Annotated in this window: 14 protein-coding genes and 1 riboswitch; of the genes, 10 read left to right on the forward strand and 4 right to left on the reverse strand. The window is 49.9% G+C overall.

The window, feature by feature from the left end:
• Nucleotides 1-130 precede the first annotated feature (130 nt).
• The 4 genes from ACESLK_RS27025 (at nt 131) to ACESLK_RS27040 (ending at nt 4,400) form a co-directional block, all read left to right on the forward strand.
• The gene (locus tag ACESLK_RS27025) at nt 131-1,867 is read left to right on the forward strand and encodes an ABC transporter ATP-binding protein (protein ID WP_373232906.1); all 1,737 of its coding nucleotides are present in this window, start codon (nt 131-133) and stop codon (nt 1,865-1,867) included.
• Nucleotides 1,848-3,668 (forward strand): ABC transporter ATP-binding protein, encoded by a 1,821-nt coding sequence (locus ACESLK_RS27030; protein WP_373232907.1) that lies wholly within the window; start codon nt 1,848-1,850, stop codon nt 3,666-3,668. Before ACESLK_RS27025 ends, ACESLK_RS27030 begins: the two co-directional genes overlap by 20 nt.
• A 161-nt stretch (nt 3,669-3,829) precedes the next feature.
• Nucleotides 3,830-4,051 (forward strand): DNA-binding protein, encoded by a 222-nt coding sequence (locus tag ACESLK_RS27035; protein ID WP_373232908.1) that lies wholly within the window; start codon nt 3,830-3,832, stop codon nt 4,049-4,051.
• 97 nt (nt 4,052-4,148) lie between these two features.
• On the forward strand, nt 4,149-4,400 hold the full coding sequence (locus ACESLK_RS27040) for a DUF6953 family protein (RefSeq protein ID WP_373232909.1): 252 nt from the start codon (nt 4,149-4,151) through the stop codon (nt 4,398-4,400).
• Nucleotides 4,401-4,413: 13 nt separating this feature from the next.
• Here ACESLK_RS27040 and ACESLK_RS27045 read toward each other — a convergent pair whose 3' ends face one another.
• The 3 genes from ACESLK_RS27045 to ACESLK_RS27055 form a co-directional block, all read right to left on the reverse strand.
• Nucleotides 4,414-4,917, reverse strand: a complete 504-nt coding sequence (locus ACESLK_RS27045; protein ID WP_373232910.1) for a L,D-transpeptidase — start codon at nt 4,915-4,917, stop codon at nt 4,414-4,416.
• A 106-nt stretch (nt 4,918-5,023) separates the two neighbouring features.
• Nucleotides 5,024-5,239 carry a hypothetical protein gene (locus tag ACESLK_RS27050; protein ID WP_373232911.1) on the reverse strand — a complete coding sequence of 72 codons (216 nt, stop codon included), beginning with the start codon at nt 5,237-5,239 and terminating at the stop codon, nt 5,024-5,026.
• Nucleotides 5,240-5,319: 80 nt separating this feature from the next.
• A complete protein-coding gene (locus ACESLK_RS27055) occupies nt 5,320-6,135 on the reverse strand; it encodes a hypothetical protein (RefSeq protein ID WP_373232912.1) in 816 nt (271 codons plus the stop codon).
• Between the two features lie 218 nt (nt 6,136-6,353).
• Between ACESLK_RS27055 and ACESLK_RS27060 the strand changes: the two genes are divergently transcribed.
• On the forward strand, nt 6,354-7,190 hold the full coding sequence (locus tag ACESLK_RS27060) for a VanW family protein (protein ID WP_373232914.1): 837 nt from the start codon (nt 6,354-6,356) through the stop codon (nt 7,188-7,190).
• Between the two features lie 46 nt (nt 7,191-7,236).
• Here ACESLK_RS27060 and ACESLK_RS27065 read toward each other — a convergent pair whose 3' ends face one another.
• Nucleotides 7,237-7,911: an SOS response-associated peptidase gene (locus ACESLK_RS27065; protein WP_373232916.1), complete on the reverse strand. Its 675-nt coding sequence runs from the start codon at nt 7,909-7,911 to the stop codon at nt 7,237-7,239.
• A 202-nt stretch (nt 7,912-8,113) separates the two neighbouring features.
• Here ACESLK_RS27065 and ACESLK_RS27070 point away from each other — a divergent pair, with 202 nt between their 5' ends.
• The 5 genes from ACESLK_RS27070 to ACESLK_RS27090 all read left to right on the forward strand — a co-directional run bounded on the left by ACESLK_RS27070 (nt 8,114) and on the right by ACESLK_RS27090 (nt 15,416).
• Entirely contained in the window at nt 8,114-9,382 is a 1,269-nt protein-coding gene (locus tag ACESLK_RS27070) for a DNA polymerase IV (protein ID WP_373232917.1), read from the forward strand.
• Entirely contained in the window at nt 9,379-9,705 is a 327-nt protein-coding gene (locus ACESLK_RS27075) for a YolD-like family protein (RefSeq protein ID WP_373232918.1), read from the forward strand. The genes ACESLK_RS27070 and ACESLK_RS27075 overlap by 4 nt, the downstream gene beginning before the upstream one ends.
• Nucleotides 9,706-9,821: 116 nt before the next feature.
• Nucleotides 9,822-10,418: a TetR/AcrR family transcriptional regulator gene (locus tag ACESLK_RS27080; protein ID WP_373232920.1), complete on the forward strand. Its 597-nt coding sequence runs from the start codon at nt 9,822-9,824 to the stop codon at nt 10,416-10,418.
• Nucleotides 10,419-10,449: 31 nt separating this feature from the next.
• The gene (locus ACESLK_RS27085; protein WP_373232921.1) at nt 10,450-12,843 is read left to right on the forward strand and encodes an MMPL family transporter; all 2,394 of its coding nucleotides are present in this window, start codon (nt 10,450-10,452) and stop codon (nt 12,841-12,843) included.
• A 218-nt stretch (nt 12,844-13,061) separates the two neighbouring features.
• Nucleotides 13,062-15,416 (forward strand): type IA DNA topoisomerase, encoded by a 2,355-nt coding sequence (locus tag ACESLK_RS27090; RefSeq protein WP_373232922.1) that lies wholly within the window; start codon nt 13,062-13,064, stop codon nt 15,414-15,416.
• Between the two features lie 270 nt (nt 15,417-15,686).
• Nucleotides 15,687-15,762: riboswitch (cyclic di-GMP riboswitch) on the forward strand.
• Nucleotides 15,763-15,956: the final 194 nt, after the last annotated feature.

The following is a 15,956-nucleotide window of genomic DNA, read 5'->3' on the forward strand; positions in this document are numbered from 1 at the left end:
ATTAAAAACGTATAATCTATGTTTTCATTCTCATGTGATTGTGCGGTAAAATAGAATGGTAATGATACATTTGCGCGGATAGGAACGATAGGAACAATCCATAGAAGACAACTTGTCGGAGGATCTAAGCATGAAGCTAGTCTTACATTTTCTTAGCAAATATCGGGTTGCCGCAATTATGGCGGTATTCCTCATGCTGGTTGAGTTAGCGGTTGAAATATTTCAGCCCTTCCTTATCTCGATTATCATTGATGATGGGATCGCAAATAAGGATAGCTCCGTTGTTCTATTGTGGGGTGGAGTCTTGGCAGCGGGGTCGATTCTTTCCTTCGGCGCTGGTATCCTGAGCTCTTTCTTCGCGGCGCATGCAAGCCAGAGCTTAGGATATGACGTACGCGGGAAGCTCTATGGCAAAGTGCAAGCATTCACTTACGCGGTGTTTAATCGATTCGCAACCTCATCGCTAATCACTCGGCTAACGAATGATGTGACCCAGCTCCAGGACACGGTGTTTATGGGACTAAGGTTTATGTTACGCATGCCTTTAGTGGTGATTGGAAGCATCATTATGGCGCTTGTTGTGCATTTGGAGCTGGGTTTGCTGCTTCTTCTAACCGTTCCGGCGCTATTCCTTTTCGTGATCTGGATGATGAAGAAGGCATCGGTTTTATTCAAAAGAGTCCAATTGAGACTGGATGCAGTCAACGGATTAATGCGGGAAAATCTAGCGGGAATGCGCCTCATTCGTATATTTGTCCGCCGGGAGGAAGAAGCCGGCCGATTCGCCAAGTACACCGGTGAGCTCATGAAAAGCTCCGTGTCCGCCTTGCGCCTGACAGAGATTACGATGCCCTTCATTATGCTGATCATGAATGCGGGGATTATCGCGGTACTCTGGTTCGGTCATCTGGAAATTCGTGCAGGCAGCGCCACATCAGGCGAAGTCGTAGCTATTGTCAATTATTCGCTAAGAACAGCCGGTGCATTGTCGGCCTTGTCCATGATCGTATCGGCCTTCTCCAGAGGCCGAGCCTCCGCACATAGGATCGGCGAGGTGCTTAACACGGATAACGCAACGCGAGCTCCTCAAGCGACAATACCGGACGGCATTGAGGAAGGGCGCGTGGAATTCGAGAAGGTCACCTTCCGCTATCCGAATACGGATGCTCCTGTACTGGAGGATATTTCCTTCGTGGTTCATCCGGGAAAGATGGCTGCGATTCTAGGTGCTACGGGTTCAGGCAAGTCGTCGCTGATGCAGCTTATTCCTCGTCTGTATGAGGAGGATGAGGGAGTCGTTCGCATAGATGGCCATGATGCCCGTACATTGGACATCTTGAAGCTGCATCGCTCGATCGGTTATGTACCGCAAGAGGTTATTTTGTTTACGGGAACAATCCGTGACAACATCTCCTGGGGATTGAACAATGCCAGCCTGGAGGAGATTGTGGAGGCTGCGAAGCTCGCCCAAATTCACGATACAATTATGGAGCTCCCCAATAGCTATGACACGTTGCTGGGACAGAAAGGAATTAACCTCTCCGGGGGTCAGAAGCAGCGGCTTTCCATTGCTCGGGCGCTTATCCGTAAACCCGTCATCCTGCTGCTGGACGATAGCACTAGCGCGCTGGATGTACGGACAGAAGCCGCGCTTCTGCAAGCCTTGAAGGGTATGTCCTGCACGACGCTGCTAATCACGCAGAAGATCAGCTCAACCATTCATGCAGATCTAATTCTGCTGTTAGATGACGGAAAGCTGATTGCACAAGGGAATCACAAGCAGCTCATGGCCAGCCATTTGTTGTATCAGCGCATCTATGAATCGCAATTCGGGGAGGAGGGTTCGCATGTGGGAAGCTTTAAGTGAGCCCTTCCGATATCGGAGGTCGGTTGCAGATGCGGAGGGTACCCCTGCTGGCAAACGTCCAAAGCGGAAAGCGAAAAACTGGCAAGGAACGCTAAAACGAATATGGCATTACCTTTCCCATAGAAGCGGGCGCCTCAGCCTTGTATTGCTGATGGTTTTACTTAGCTCCGCACTCACATTGCTTGGACCGTACCTTATCGGTACAGCTATCGATGACTATCTTGAGGGTCCCGGCGGTACGCCGTGGGTGCTATTTCTTGTTGGTCTTGCGGCGGTATATGTGTTGAATTCGCTTGTCGGCTGGCTGCAAAATATATGGATGATCACAATCGCACAGGAGACCGTATATCGGATGCGCGTTGATCTGTTCGGTCACCTGCATCGATTACCGATTCCATTCTTCGCCAAGCGGCAGCGTGGAGAGCTCATGAGTCGCATGACCAATGATATGGATAATGTGAGCTCCACCCTGAACAGCTCGGCAATCCAGATCTTTTCTAGTGTGCTGATCCTAGCAGGTACGATTATTGTCATGCTGCTGCTCAGCCCTCTAATGACCTTGCTCACGTTCTTGGTCGTACCGTTAATGGCGCTCGGGATGCGCTGGATTACCAGGCGCACGGATGTTCTATTCAAGGAACGCCAACGCAACCTCGGGGATTTGAACGGGTTTACGGAAGAGACGTTGTCCGGCCAACGCATTATTAAAGCCTTCTCCCAGGAGGAGCAAGTTATAATGCAGTTCGGTGAGCGTAATGAACGAATTAAGCTCTCTAGCTTCTGGGCGCAAACCATCTCGGGCTTTATCCCGAAGCTGATGAATGGGCTTAATAATTTAAGCTTCGCGATTATTGCTGGGGTTGGAGGCATTCTTGCCATCCGTGGAGCAATAACGGTCGGAGTGATTGTGGTTTTCGTAGAGTACGCAAGGCAATTTACAAGACCTCTTAACGATCTTGCGAATCAATGGAATACGTTATTGTCGGCCATTGCGGGTGCTGAGCGGGTGTTCGAGGTGCTCGATGAGGATGTGGAGGAGAAGGACGAGAGTGACGCAGTGTCCATTAGGGAGATAAAGGGTGCGGTAGTCTTCTCTCATGTTTCCTTCTCCTATGATAAAGGCGGAGAAACCCTGAACGACATTAGCTTTGAAGCGAAGCCAGGCGAGACTGTAGCTATCATTGGACCGACAGGGGCAGGTAAAACCTCGCTCATCCAGCTGCTTTCCCGTTTCTACGAAGCCGACTCTGGGCGTATCACGGTAGATGGGCATGACATCACGTCCATTCGGCGAGAAAGCCTTCGTTCCCATATGGCTTTTGTTCTCCAAGATTCCTTCCTGTTCGAGGGGACGATCCGAGAAAATATTCGCTACGGTAAACTAGAAGCCACGGATGAGCAGGTAGAGCAGGCCGCGAGGCTAGCGAATGCCCATTCGTTCATCGTGCGTCTGAACGGGGGATATAACAAAGTTCTGGAGGTGGACGGAAGCGGAATCAGCCAAGGACAGAAGCAGCTGCTTGCCATCGCCCGCGCGATTCTAGCAGATCCAGCCATACTTGTTCTAGATGAAGCGACCAGCAGTATCGATACAGTAACGGAAATCAAAATCCAGGAAGGCCTCCAGCGCTTGATGCAAGGGCGAACCAGCTTCGTCATCGCCCATAGGCTAAACACGATTCGTCAGGCGGATCAGATTCTGGTGCTTAAGGATGGAGGTTTGCTCGAGAAGGGCTCTCATAACGAGTTGCTTGCTCAGCGGGGATTGTACAGCGAGCTTTATTTAGGCCAGCTGCAGTGATTAACAGCTCTATCTTGTTCACTTTGGCAAGAAAGTGACATAACTTCTCATAACCTTCCATGATAACTGGGGAGAAAATATGTTATAATAAGAGATCATCAGATTTGATCGGTGTACAAGCCGAGGAGCTTATCGGTATACCATAGAGAGGTTGTTGAACGATGACTGCATTTGAAGACTGGAACCAGAAAGCCAAGAAGACTTTTAACGCCACGAGTAATCAAGAGGTGTTAACGATTACGGAAGCCGGGAATCTGCTAGGTCTCTCTAAAGACCAGATGAAAATCTATGTAGACAAGCAAGGTCTGACTAAGATGCCAATCATGAGAAGTGTCCATCGTTATCTCTTGTTGAAGAGTGAAATCGATCAAATCGTGGGATGATATAGCGATATCCAATAGCAAGAGCAAGAGCAAGCCCTAACCCCATAAGGTTGGGGCTTTCGTATAGGGAATACAAGGTAAAGGGGAGCGAATTGTTATGAGCTTTACGGCGGATGAGGTAGCGGAGTGGATGTTTAAGGAATTGAGATCTGCAGGAGTGCTATATCAAGAGGAAGCCGTTAATTATATTAAAAGTAACTATGGTGAATCGTTCATTTACGTTAACGAGAACGGTCATGCGTCGATAGACAAGGAAGTTAAGAAAGCCTTCAAGAAGCTTCATGGGGGTAAAGCCGCCTGGGATCGAGATGCCTTCTACTGGGGATGGACCTCGTCCATAAAGGTTTAAAAGGGAGTTTCCTCTATTTTTGAATGAGTACGGGCGTATTAACTTTAATTTCCCCATACAACCAACGAACCTCTTTGTTATGCATTCGGATGCAGCCGGCGGACACGTATTTGCCGATCGATTTCTCATTGTTGTTTCCATGGATTCCGTAAGCATAGGAGGTTTTGCCGTTTCGGGTCACTTTTAAGCCAAGCCACCGGTCTCCGAGCGGGTTTTTGGGATCTCCGCCTTTTATCTTTTCCTTGTAGTAAGGTCTGTTCTTAATTTTCTCCCGTATGGTGAACATGCCTTCCGGAGTATAAGAGGGCTTCTTTCCGGTGGCTACGGAGAATGATTTGATTAATTCTCCTTTCTCATAGAAGAATAGCTTGTTGGAAGACTTATCGATGACAATAAATTGCTCATGCTTGGTGAACTTGTCTAATTGGGAGGTTTCTGCATAAGCTGTGACAAAGGTTGGAATAAAAAATAAGCAGAGCAGACCGACTGCGGCGCGGAACCAAAGCACAGACTTCATGAGCAGCACTCCCCCGGATGTCCTTCGCATTTACGTATATATGTATATGCTGGATACCGGTGGATATGGTTACATTTAGGCGCCTAACAGTCGAGCTGCTTTCTTCTCAACGTTTCCTAAGCTCGAAGAACTCACATTCCTGTCTAGCATGATAGGCAAGATCGCCGACTCCGGATTGCACGACTATCGTTCGTTCATCGAAACGAACGATAACCCCGCCCGTATCGATAATATGATCATTCTTAAAAACGCGCAGACGAGACTGACGTTCCATGGCCTCCTCGAAATCCAGATCGGTAACTAAGCGAATGGTTTGTGCCATATTTTAGGGCTCCTTCTTATCGAGAAAGGATATCCATAACTCGATTGCTGGAGTCCATTATACCTCTTCCATAGGGGATATTATACGATTTGGGCTTTTGTTCTAGTAATGATGCCGCTGATTTTAATTTCCAGTGCCTCAATCTTCAGCTGCTGATTCATGATCTGGCGAGTTAGTATAACGAGCATTGCAAGCGAGTCTAACGTACTCCTTGCATCGCTTTTTTTAATAGCGTATTTGAAGTTTGTCCATACAGGGGACAAGCTCTTACGGGGAAGGCTGGCCGCGCTGCGTTGGGCTTTAATTTGAACCTTAAGCGGATCGATAGTCGCCAGCGTGTCGCGAGCGGCTTTGATTTTTAGAGCAGCAGCACCTTTGGCTGCCTTAAAGTTGTTTTCTTTATTTTTGATATCTTGGCGGGCAAACTGGACAGAGAGCTTTATACCGTCTGCTTGGGCGCGCAGTAAGCTATTGAGTGTTTTGTTCTTCAAGGATTTAGCTATCGTGATCTGCTTGTTAACCGAGGTGTAGAGAGCGAACAGAGGCTTATACCGATCCTTTGTCTGCTTTACCTGCGCCTCCAGCTTGCCCAGCTTGTCGGCGTCGATTACCCGAATTTGCTTGCGCAGTGCGATTAATGCTTCTTCGTTACGATAATGGAGGGCTTTAATCTTGGCTTCGGTATTACGATCTTGCTCCAGTAACGTGCCGAGCTCTTTGTATAATGAGTTCAGCTTCGTTGCGGTTTTGCTGTCTGCGGAAGCGACAGTTTTGTCGAAGGCACCCCTAATAGGTGCTGACAGCTCCACCGTTGCGGCTGAGGCTGGAATGGCAGCGAAGAATACACACGTGAGTAAGAGGAAAAGGACACACAGAGCTGGTTTTACTTTTGGCATAGTCATACCTCCTTTGTTTTGGACAGCAAAAAAGCACCTGCAAGAAAGGCGAATAACTGCCTTTACTTACGGGTGCTTCCATCGTAAGAGTCGTGAATTCAGTTGTGTTCGTCCAATATACCAGTGCGCCATTCCGGGTGTCAAGCTGGAAATGGGTATTTGTTTTCCAGAAAATAGATTATCATGGAAATAATAATGGGACAGGGAGTCGATTCATTTTGGCTAAACGGGAACGGGATCGGTCTAAGGTAAGATGGCTAACCGCTAGATTGTTTTTGGACAATCTGAACAGCCTGCTTCGGGGGTGGTTATTTCGGATTGCCCGCCCGGATCAAGCGTCTTCCGATTTAGTCCAACCGGACTGGGTTCTGCTCTCGGAGTCCTTGATCCAAGTGAAATGGCGAGAAGAGATGAAAGAGCTTAATGAGAGTCGATTTTATAATATGAGAGCCGGGTGCGAGCGGGTGGACTCTATCCGGCTGAAGCCCGGTCAGGTCTTCTCCTTGCGGAGATTTTTTGGAGCGGCTTCGGAGGCGCAGGGCTTTCAGGCAGGTCCTGTATTCATGAATGGAAGCTTGACCTTCAGCGAAGGCGGCGGAGTATGCGTAGTGGCGTCTCTGCTATTCGATGCTGCTTTTAAAGCCAATCTAGCTATTCTGGAGAAGCACAATCACAGTACCGATCTATGGGGTGAGGAGCGGTTTATTCACTTGGGCGGAGATGCGACCTACGTCTATGGCAGAAGAGATCTTAAATTTAGGAATACCCACCGGGGGGATATCCATCTGCGAACGGAATTTGACCGCGATAAGCTGCAGCTAACCTGCCGGATTTACTCTCCCCAAGCATTGGAGTATACCGTCCGAAGAGAAAGTGCCGTTCTGGAGGAGATCGCTCCGGCAGACACGTCGAAGGCCCTTTCGAATGAATGGAACATCCGTAAAGGCTGGGTTGTCCTGACTCGCCGTTATGCTCGGGTAAGAGGAGGGCAAGAGGTCTTGTCCTATGAGAAAAAGGAGATATATAATCCGTTTTTCGCGAAAAAAGGCAGCTGATGAGCGCCTAACCGCCGCATCCGAGTTCATTTCATCTTTTCCAATATCATACCCGCACCTCCTCGATGCATTCCCGCGTATCGTTCCTGACGTTGCCTACAAGAGGAGATACCGGGTACGCCCTCATATCCTCAGCGGAGTAAGGCTGAAGCAGGCTGGTTAGCTGCCCGATGTCTTCGTTGTTCCGGTTAAGCCAAGCAGCTTCATCTTCAGGACGCAGAATAACTGGCATTCGATTGTGGATGTCCGCCACGAGGCTGTTGGGGGTTGTCGTGATGATCGTGCAGGTGCTAATTTTGCGGCTATCGGGCGCTATCCAAGTATCGTAGAGTGCGGCCATGGAGAATAGGGAGCTATCCTTCAGCGTAATTCGCATCGGTTGCTTCGTGTCTCCGGTCTGCTTCCACTCATAGAAGCCGTCCGCCGGAATAATCGCGCGTTTCCTCCGAATCAGGGTTTTGAACGAGTTTTTCTCCAGAAGGGTCTCCGCGCGTGCATTGATCATTTTGCTCCCGAGTCTGTCATCCGAAGCCCAGGAAGGAACCAAGCCCCAGCGCAGCTCGCCGAGCCGGTTTTTCTCCCCGTCATGAACGATGGCCATCACATTCTGCATGGGGGCCACATTATATCTTGGGGTATGATACCGGTTGGTTGGGAGCTCGTTCAAATACCTCAGCATTAACTCTTCCATGGAAACCACGATCGTATATCTTCCGCACATCGGTATCCCCTCCTTTCCACAGTATAAGCCTGTCCTCCCGCAAGAGACAATTCAATGGGAAAAAATAATAATGGATAAACGAACACCCGTTCGTATATAATGAGTAACACGCACTGTGTAATCGGTTAAGCGGAGAGAAGAAAGCGATCGTGGCGGATTACCTGTGCCGGGGTTATCAGCATCGACGGATGGGTGATGAACAATGGGTAAAAGTGTGCAAAGAGTCATCATGCTCGCGGATTGCCAGAGCTTCTATGCTTCCGTGGAGAAAACGGCGAATCCGCAATACGCGAACAAACCGCTGGTCGTAGTCGGTGATCCGGAGCGTCGCAGCGGCATTATATTAGCGGCATGTCCTCTCGCCAAGAAATTCGGGGTGACGACAGCCGAAACCTTGCGCGAGGCGATGGCGAAGTGCCCCGAATTGATCGTGATTAAGCCGAGAATGCAGCAGTATATCGACGTATCCATGCAAATTTCGGAAATTTACCGTGCTTATAGCGATCTGGTTGAGCCTTATTCAATTGATGAGCAATTTATCGATGTTACGGGAAGCGAGAAGCTGTTCGGATCGCCGCTTACAATCGCGCAAGCGATTCAAGAGCAAGTCCGCAATGATACGGGGATCTATACGCGCTTAGGGATCAGCTATTCGAAGGTGACGGCCAAGATGGCATGTGATCTGTGGGCGAAGAAGAACGACAGCGGAATGTTCGTGCTTCCGAAGGAAGATCTGCCGGAAAAACTGTGGACGCAGCCAGTGAACAAGCTATTTATGGTGGGCAGCCGGATGACCGCTCATTTCACGGCCATGGGACTAGCCACGGTTGGCGATTTGGCCCAAACCCCGCTAGCCGTTCTGAAGCAGATGATGAGGAAGAAGTTCAACAAAAATTGCGATATCGACGCCGAATTATATTGGCGGCTTGCCAATGGGATCGATGACAGTCCGGTCAGCCCTTATACCCACGAAGCACCGCCTAAGAGTGTAGGCCACCAGATGACGCTACCGAGGGATTACCGCAAGCTGGAGGAGCTTAAGGTCGTACTCTTGGAATTGACGGAGCTCGTATGCCAGCGCTGCCGCAGCATGGGCTTTATGGGTTTTGTCGTATCAGTGGGCTGTCAGGGCGCCGACTTCGACCGTCCGACCGGATTTTACCGGCAGATGAAGATGGCCGAGCCGACGAACGTGACGAATCAGGTTTACGAAGCTGCGGTTAAGCTGTTCAGAAAGCACTGGGAGGGGGTTCCCGTGCGCAAGGTGGCGGTCGGCCTGTCTCAGCTCTCAAGTGAAGAAGAATATCAATTATCGCTATTTGATGAGCGGGACCGGTTCAGGGTACTGGAGAAGACAACCGATGCTTTGAAGCAGAAATATGGCAATACCGTTATTATGAGAGCCGTGTCCGTTTCGCCGGCTGGGCAAGCCAAGGATCGGGCGGGTAAGATCGGAGGACATTACAAATGAGCAAGAAGCTGGAGAACAACGGGCTCTGGGAGTCGAGCAGGATGATGCTGCCCGAGCACAAGGAGCGGATTCTGCAAGCCAACCATCAGCTGGAGCGGCGGACAAAGCCGGTCCTGGATATGCAGAAGCGGGAAGAGATTAACGAGCTTCTAAGTGAAGCATGCCAGACAGGGGAGGAAATCACGCTCGTATTGTGGGATCCCTACGAGAACCGTACGGTTGTCGGCACCATCGTCAAGCTCGACATATTGGCTTATCGGATTTTCATCGCCGGACAATGGGTGAAGCTGGCCGGCATTGTGGACGTCCTTCGGACGGGGTGAACCCTCCCTCATAATCCAAAGCTGACCGGTTGCACATCATAATGATATATGCTACTATCTGTTTGAACGTTCATTCAATTTTGAGTGTAATCCTATATGATGCAGGATGTGTGCCGATGACAGACGCAGACAAAAGAGACAGAATCATTACGGCCGCTTATAAAGTATTATCGGAGAAGGGCTACGACAAAGCCTCTACCAAGGAAATAGCCATGACTGCTGGCGTAGCGCAGGGCTTGATCAATTATTATTTTCCGAGTAAGGATTTACTGTTCGCGGAGGTGTTTCGCAGGGAAACGGAGAAGTATTGCGACTCCATTCAGATTCCAATCCCGGCAGACGATAAGCCGTTAACCTTCGAATCAATTGCGAATATACTCGAGATACCCAAGATCAGGGCAGTGGAGGAGCCAGAATGGCTCAGGCTGCGTTATGAGCTGTTTGCCATTGGACTGCGTAACGAGTCAGCTCGGGCTACATTAAGGGAAATGCTGAAGACTGAGCGAGATAGCATAAGTGAGAATGTCGAAGCTATTGCAGGCTTTCCCAAAGAAATATCCGATACATTCGCATCAATCTTTTACGCCATTGTCGAAGGCTTAGGCTTGCAGAAGGTCGCGGATCCAGACTTCAAATATGACGAAGCATACGGTATGCTTGCGGAGATGTTAGGCGCATATTATGAACAAATGAACAAAAAGAGAAAATCGTAAACTCGGTTTTTTCTTTTTTACCGCTTGTTGTTTGAATGGTCAAACAGCAAGCGGCATATATAGTGAAAAGAGAATAAAAAGATTAAACGGAGAGAGATGGTGGAGGGAAATGCACGGTTTGTTGCGTAGTTGGGGGAAAGCTCTTTATAAGGTTAGGTGGCTGGTTGTTGCAGTATGGATTTTGTTCGCTTTATTCGGAGGTTATGGCTTTGGGAAGCTCACGCCGCTGCTCAGCGGAGGCGGCTGGGACGTTCCCGGCTCGCAATCGTTAACTGCGGGAAAGCTGCTGGCACAGGAATTCGATGGCAGATCGGAGAGCTCCATGACGCTAGTTCTCCGGGATCCAGGGCATGCGGTTGGATCGCCTGAATATAACGAGAAGCTGGGGCAGATCATCGACCGGCTGAAAACGGAGGAAGGCGTCGCGAGCGTATTCAGCATTCTGGATGCATCCGAGGCGATTGGTTCGGGACTTGTCGGCGAAGACCCCAATCTCAGCATTGCCTTCGTGGAAATGAATATGAAATTGGATTTCGTTATCAACAAGGTGCCTGAGTATCAGGATCGCGTTGTGGAGCAGGCGGAGGGTCTTGGAATAGAAGCATACCTCGTTGGCGGGGCGGCTTTCTGGGGTGAGAGCAGCGTACAAAGCCAAGAGGGGCTAGCCCAAGCGGAAATGATCGTATTCCCTCTCATCATTATCATTCTTCTTCTCGTGTTCCGTTCCATTGTAGCCACACTGACACCGCTAATCGTTACGATTGCTTCTGTGTTAGTTGCCATGGGAATTGTTTACCTCGTGGCTAGGGAAATAGAGCTTTCGGTATTCGTGACCAATTCCGCTATGATGCTGGGGCTTGGTGTCGGAATTGACTATTCTCTGTTTATAGTCAGCCGGTTTAAGGCGGAGCTTAGTAAGCCAGGGAATAGCAAGCAAGACGCGATCGTGCAAACGATGGTAACAGCCGGGCATACCGTATTTTTCTCCGCCATAACGGTCATTGCCGCACTATCCGCGCTATTCATAGTCCCGCTGGGTGCGATTAAGGCGATTTCCTTCGGTGGAATCGTCGTCGTACTTGTGGCAGGATTAGCTAGCCTGACGCTGCTGCCTGCGGTGTTGGTTATTCTGGGAACTCGTATTAATAAGGGCAGTCTTCCTTTCTTGCGTCCTCAACAAAGTACACAAACGAGTGGCTGGAAAAGATGGACGAATGCCATTATGCGTAGACCCGTATTGTTCCTTATTCTCACTTTAGGGGCATTAGCTGCGCTGGCTTCCCCGGCTTTGGACATGAAGCTGGATTCGCCGGATATACGAACCTTGCCCACGGATACGGCCGTTCGCCAAGGCTATGCCGCCATGGAGAAATCGTTCGGCATTGGAGTGTCAAACCAGATCAGCATCGTGCTGCGCAACGAAACCAATGATTTAAGCTCGCCGGATGCGCTGGCCAAGATAGCTGCGCTGCAGGCTGAGCTAGCGAAACAAGAGCATGTGGATGGTGTTACTTCTGTCGCATCCTTCTTCCCGGGTATGGATTCAAGTGTTGTTTCCGGGCTGCTGCAAGGGGGAGGAAGCGCTCTGCCTAGCGATGTTAATTTGATGGTTAATCGTTATATGAGCAGTGATCATCATATAGGCTTGCTCGAGGTTGGGTTAGATCAATACGGCTCGAGCGATGAGAGTAGAGAGTTCGTGAAGCATATCAGGGATAATGTGCTGCCTGGATTCGACCTGCCGGAAGGAACCGTATTCAGCATTGGCGGGGAAACCATAACCGGTATGGATACGGTCAAGGCCATCAACGACAGCCTGCTGCCGGCGCTGGGGATCATGCTCATTCTAATCTTCTTCATCTTGGTTCTAACGTTCCGAAGTGTTCTGCTTCCATTAAAGGCGATTATCCTGAACCTGTTCTCCGTGGCCGCCACTTACGGCATTCTCGTGCTTGTATTTGCACTGGGTTACGGATCGGAAATTTTCGATGTGGAGTCCAACGGATACATTATCCATTTCGTCCCGGTTCTGTTGCTTGCGTTGCTGTTCGGTCTTAGCACCGACTATGAAGTGTTTCTTGTGAGCCGGATAAAAGAGGAATACGATCGCACGGGGAACCATGAGGAAAGTATTTCCGAAGGAATGGAGAAGACAGGGCCGCTTATCACGGGTGCGGCAGTACTGATGGTTGCGGTGTTCGCAGGCTTCGCCTTCTCGGGCGTGCTTCCTATTCAGATGCTGGGCTTCGGGATGGCGATCGCTATAACGCTCGACTCAACCGTCATTCGGATGCTGCTCGTGCCTGTAACGATGAAGCTGCTCGGCCGTGCGAGCTGGTGGTTCCCGGGACGCCGTGAAAGCGAGCCTTCGAATCCTCGTAAGCCGATCGATAAGCCAGTAACTGTATCGAATAAGTTGAGGTAGTTCGGCTATATTGTTGGTGTAATAATCCTATGAAGCTTGTTCGGAGCGGGTCTGACTCGCTTACCGGCAAGCTTTTTTCCTTTTGGTCGAAATCCCCTTCGCTCAGGGGGGGAGAGTGCGCTAATTGTCGAGACTGGGAAGGGGTCCTACACCCTCCAAGGCGTGTGGTATAATGAAACGGATAATGTGTAATCCCACATGGAGAGGAACGACCCCTTTTGAAGACGCTGGTCATAGCGGAAAAGCCGGATATGGGCCGCAACATTGCCGCCGTCATTGAACCGAAGGCACAGAACAAACGCTCTTACCTTGAGGGCGAAAATTATATCATCACCTGGGCTATCGGCCATTTAATTGGGCTGGCGGAACCGGATCTCTATGACGAAAAATACAAAAAGTGGAGATTCGGCGACCTGCCGATTATTCCGGATACGTTTAAGCTGCTTCCGAACCCGAGAACGAAGGATCAGCTTCATGTGATTAAAGAGCTTGCTCAGCGCAGTGACGCGCTTGTTAATGCATGCGATGCAGGGCGCGAGGGACAGCATATTTTCTCACTGATCGTGAGGCACCTTCATCTTCAGCAGCCTGTCAAGCGGCTATGGATTTCAGACCTTACGGCGGAGACGATTCGCAAGGGCTTTGACCAGCTGAAGGACAACATCGAATACGATAACCTGACGCGTGCTGCACGAGCGCGGAGCGAAGCGGATTGGCTGATCGGAATGAACGGCTCGCGTGCTTTCACGACGAAGCATAACGAGCTGTTGTCCGTCGGACGCGTGCAAACGCCTGTATTAGCCCTCATCTACGACCGCCAAAAGCAAATCGAAGCGTTTGATTCGCTGAAATTTTATGACATTACAGGCCTATTCTCACAGCAAGCAACTTCATATAAAGGCATCTGGCAGGGCGAGCGATTAACGGACCCGGAGAAAGCCGAAGCCATTGCGGTCAAAGTGAAAGGCAAGCCGGGCGTCATTGCCAGCTATGAGGTGAAGGATACGAAGGAGTATCCTTTTAAGCTATACGATCTGACGCTTCTACAGAGGGAAGCGAACGGCAAGTTCAGCTTCTCCGCCAAGAAAACGCTGGATGTAGCGCAGGCACTCTATGAGAAGCATAAGGTCATCTCTTATCCGCGGACGAATTCCAACTACGTGAATGATCAGAACATTCCGGAGATGCATAAAATACTAGATTCCTTGCGGAGCTCGACCGATTATGGCGACTTTGTTAAGGATGCGAATAAAAGGCTTGTGAGCACGAACAACAAGAACGTCTGCAACCCGGCCAAAGTCGAGGATCACCACGCGATTATGCCAACGATGAAGAAGCCGCAAGGGCTGAGCCCGGACGAAAAGAAGCTGTACGATCTCATTGTGCGGCGTTTCCTGTCCCATTTCTACCCAGCCGCAGAGTACAAAGTACATACGGTCATGACCGAGGTGGAGAAGGAAAGCTTCCGGACTACGGTGAAGCAGCTGCTGTCATTGGGCTGGAAGGTGATCTACAACGATACTAATTCTGCTAAGTCAGCGAAAGACAGCGGTAGTAAAGACAACGCCAAAGAGGATGGATCAGGCTCGCAGGAGCGGGAGGACGAAGAGCAAGAGACGGACGCCCCGTTCGAGCTTGATGCGACTCAGCCTGTCATGTGCAATGACGTTGAGGTGAAGGCAAAGGAGACGCAGCCTCCTAAGCACTATACGGAAGGAACGCTGCTGAAGGCGATGGAAAGCGCGGGCAAGCAGATCGAGGACGAGGAGCTGCGCGATGCGATGAAGGATTCGGGGCTCGGCACCCCTGCCACGCGGGCAGCGACGATCGAACGCTTGAAGCAGGTTGGATACGTCGATATGCAGGGGAAAAGAATCATGGTTACGCCTAAAGGGCGTATGGCTATTGAGCTCATCCGCGGAGCTGGCGTAGAATTGCTTACATCTCCGGAGATGACGGGTCATTGGGAGCGGCGCCTCACAGAAATCTCCCGCGGACAAGCCTCTGCGGACGCATTCATGGGCAACGTTAAGAAATTTACCTGCCAAATTATTGAGAAGGTGAATCATCAACGTCCGGCTGCCAAGAACGCTTTCGCGAAGCCGGAGCCTCCAGCCAAAGGAGCGAAAGGGAAGAGTAAGTCGGCAACAGATACGGAAGAGGACGGGAATTCTGCAGCTAAATCGAGGAAAACGAGCTCTGCCGCAGCTTCACGGGGAGTAGCTGTCAAGTCAGCGTCGGTGGCTGGCACATCGAAAACAGCGGCTGCAACTGCAGCAGCTTCACCTCCCGCCCAGCCTAACACCATCTGCAGTTGTCCGAGAGCTGGCTGCGGCGGCCATGTTTTCATGGGGCGCAAGGGTTATGGCTGCAGTAACTTCCGAACAGGATGCGGCTTTGTTATATGGAAGGAAAGCTTTGATCGTACACTAACGGATGTTATGGTGAGGAGCCTTATCCAGAAGGGGAAGACGGGGAAGTTGAAATTTACGTCTTCGGCGGGTGAGCCTTATGAGGGAATTATTCTATTGAAAAATGCGGAAACGGGTGAATTGTCTTTGGAACGAGTCTGACACCCTATCAACAATCTGATAATGAATAAACGTGTGCCATCGTCCTTGTGACGTGGCACACGTTTTTATTTGTTGTATAAAATTTATGGATTTGAATCCCGATATTGGGTAGAAAGAATCATGTCATCTCTTAATCTATGATACTCCTAATTACATGCATCATAATACAAAATGTTACAAAAGTCTCAAAAAAGTGGTTCTATATTCGCTAATTTCTGCAATAATTAGCCATATTACATCCATAATTTTCCTATTATGTTCAATTCTATTAACCGAAAAAGGCAAACCAGCCGTGAGACTGGGGCGCAAAGTCATGGGTCCTCCGTAGGATCGCCAGACTGCCGAAAGTAGTTTTGGGCCGCAAGGTATATTTTTGCAGCCGGACGCTTTTGGGCGCTCACGGCTGTTTTTGTTTTTTGCGCGCCTAGCCAAGCTAGGCACAACTAGTTGATGAAAGATCAATCGAGGTAAGAGCCAAGTCGCCTCGTAGCTGACAGGCAACTGGTGGAGAGATCCTAAGGTTGAAGCCCTGTGACAAAG

The sequence above is a fragment of the Cohnella sp. genome, assembly GCF_041640265.1.
Lineage (GTDB): Bacteria > Bacillota > Bacilli > Paenibacillales > Paenibacillaceae > Cohnella.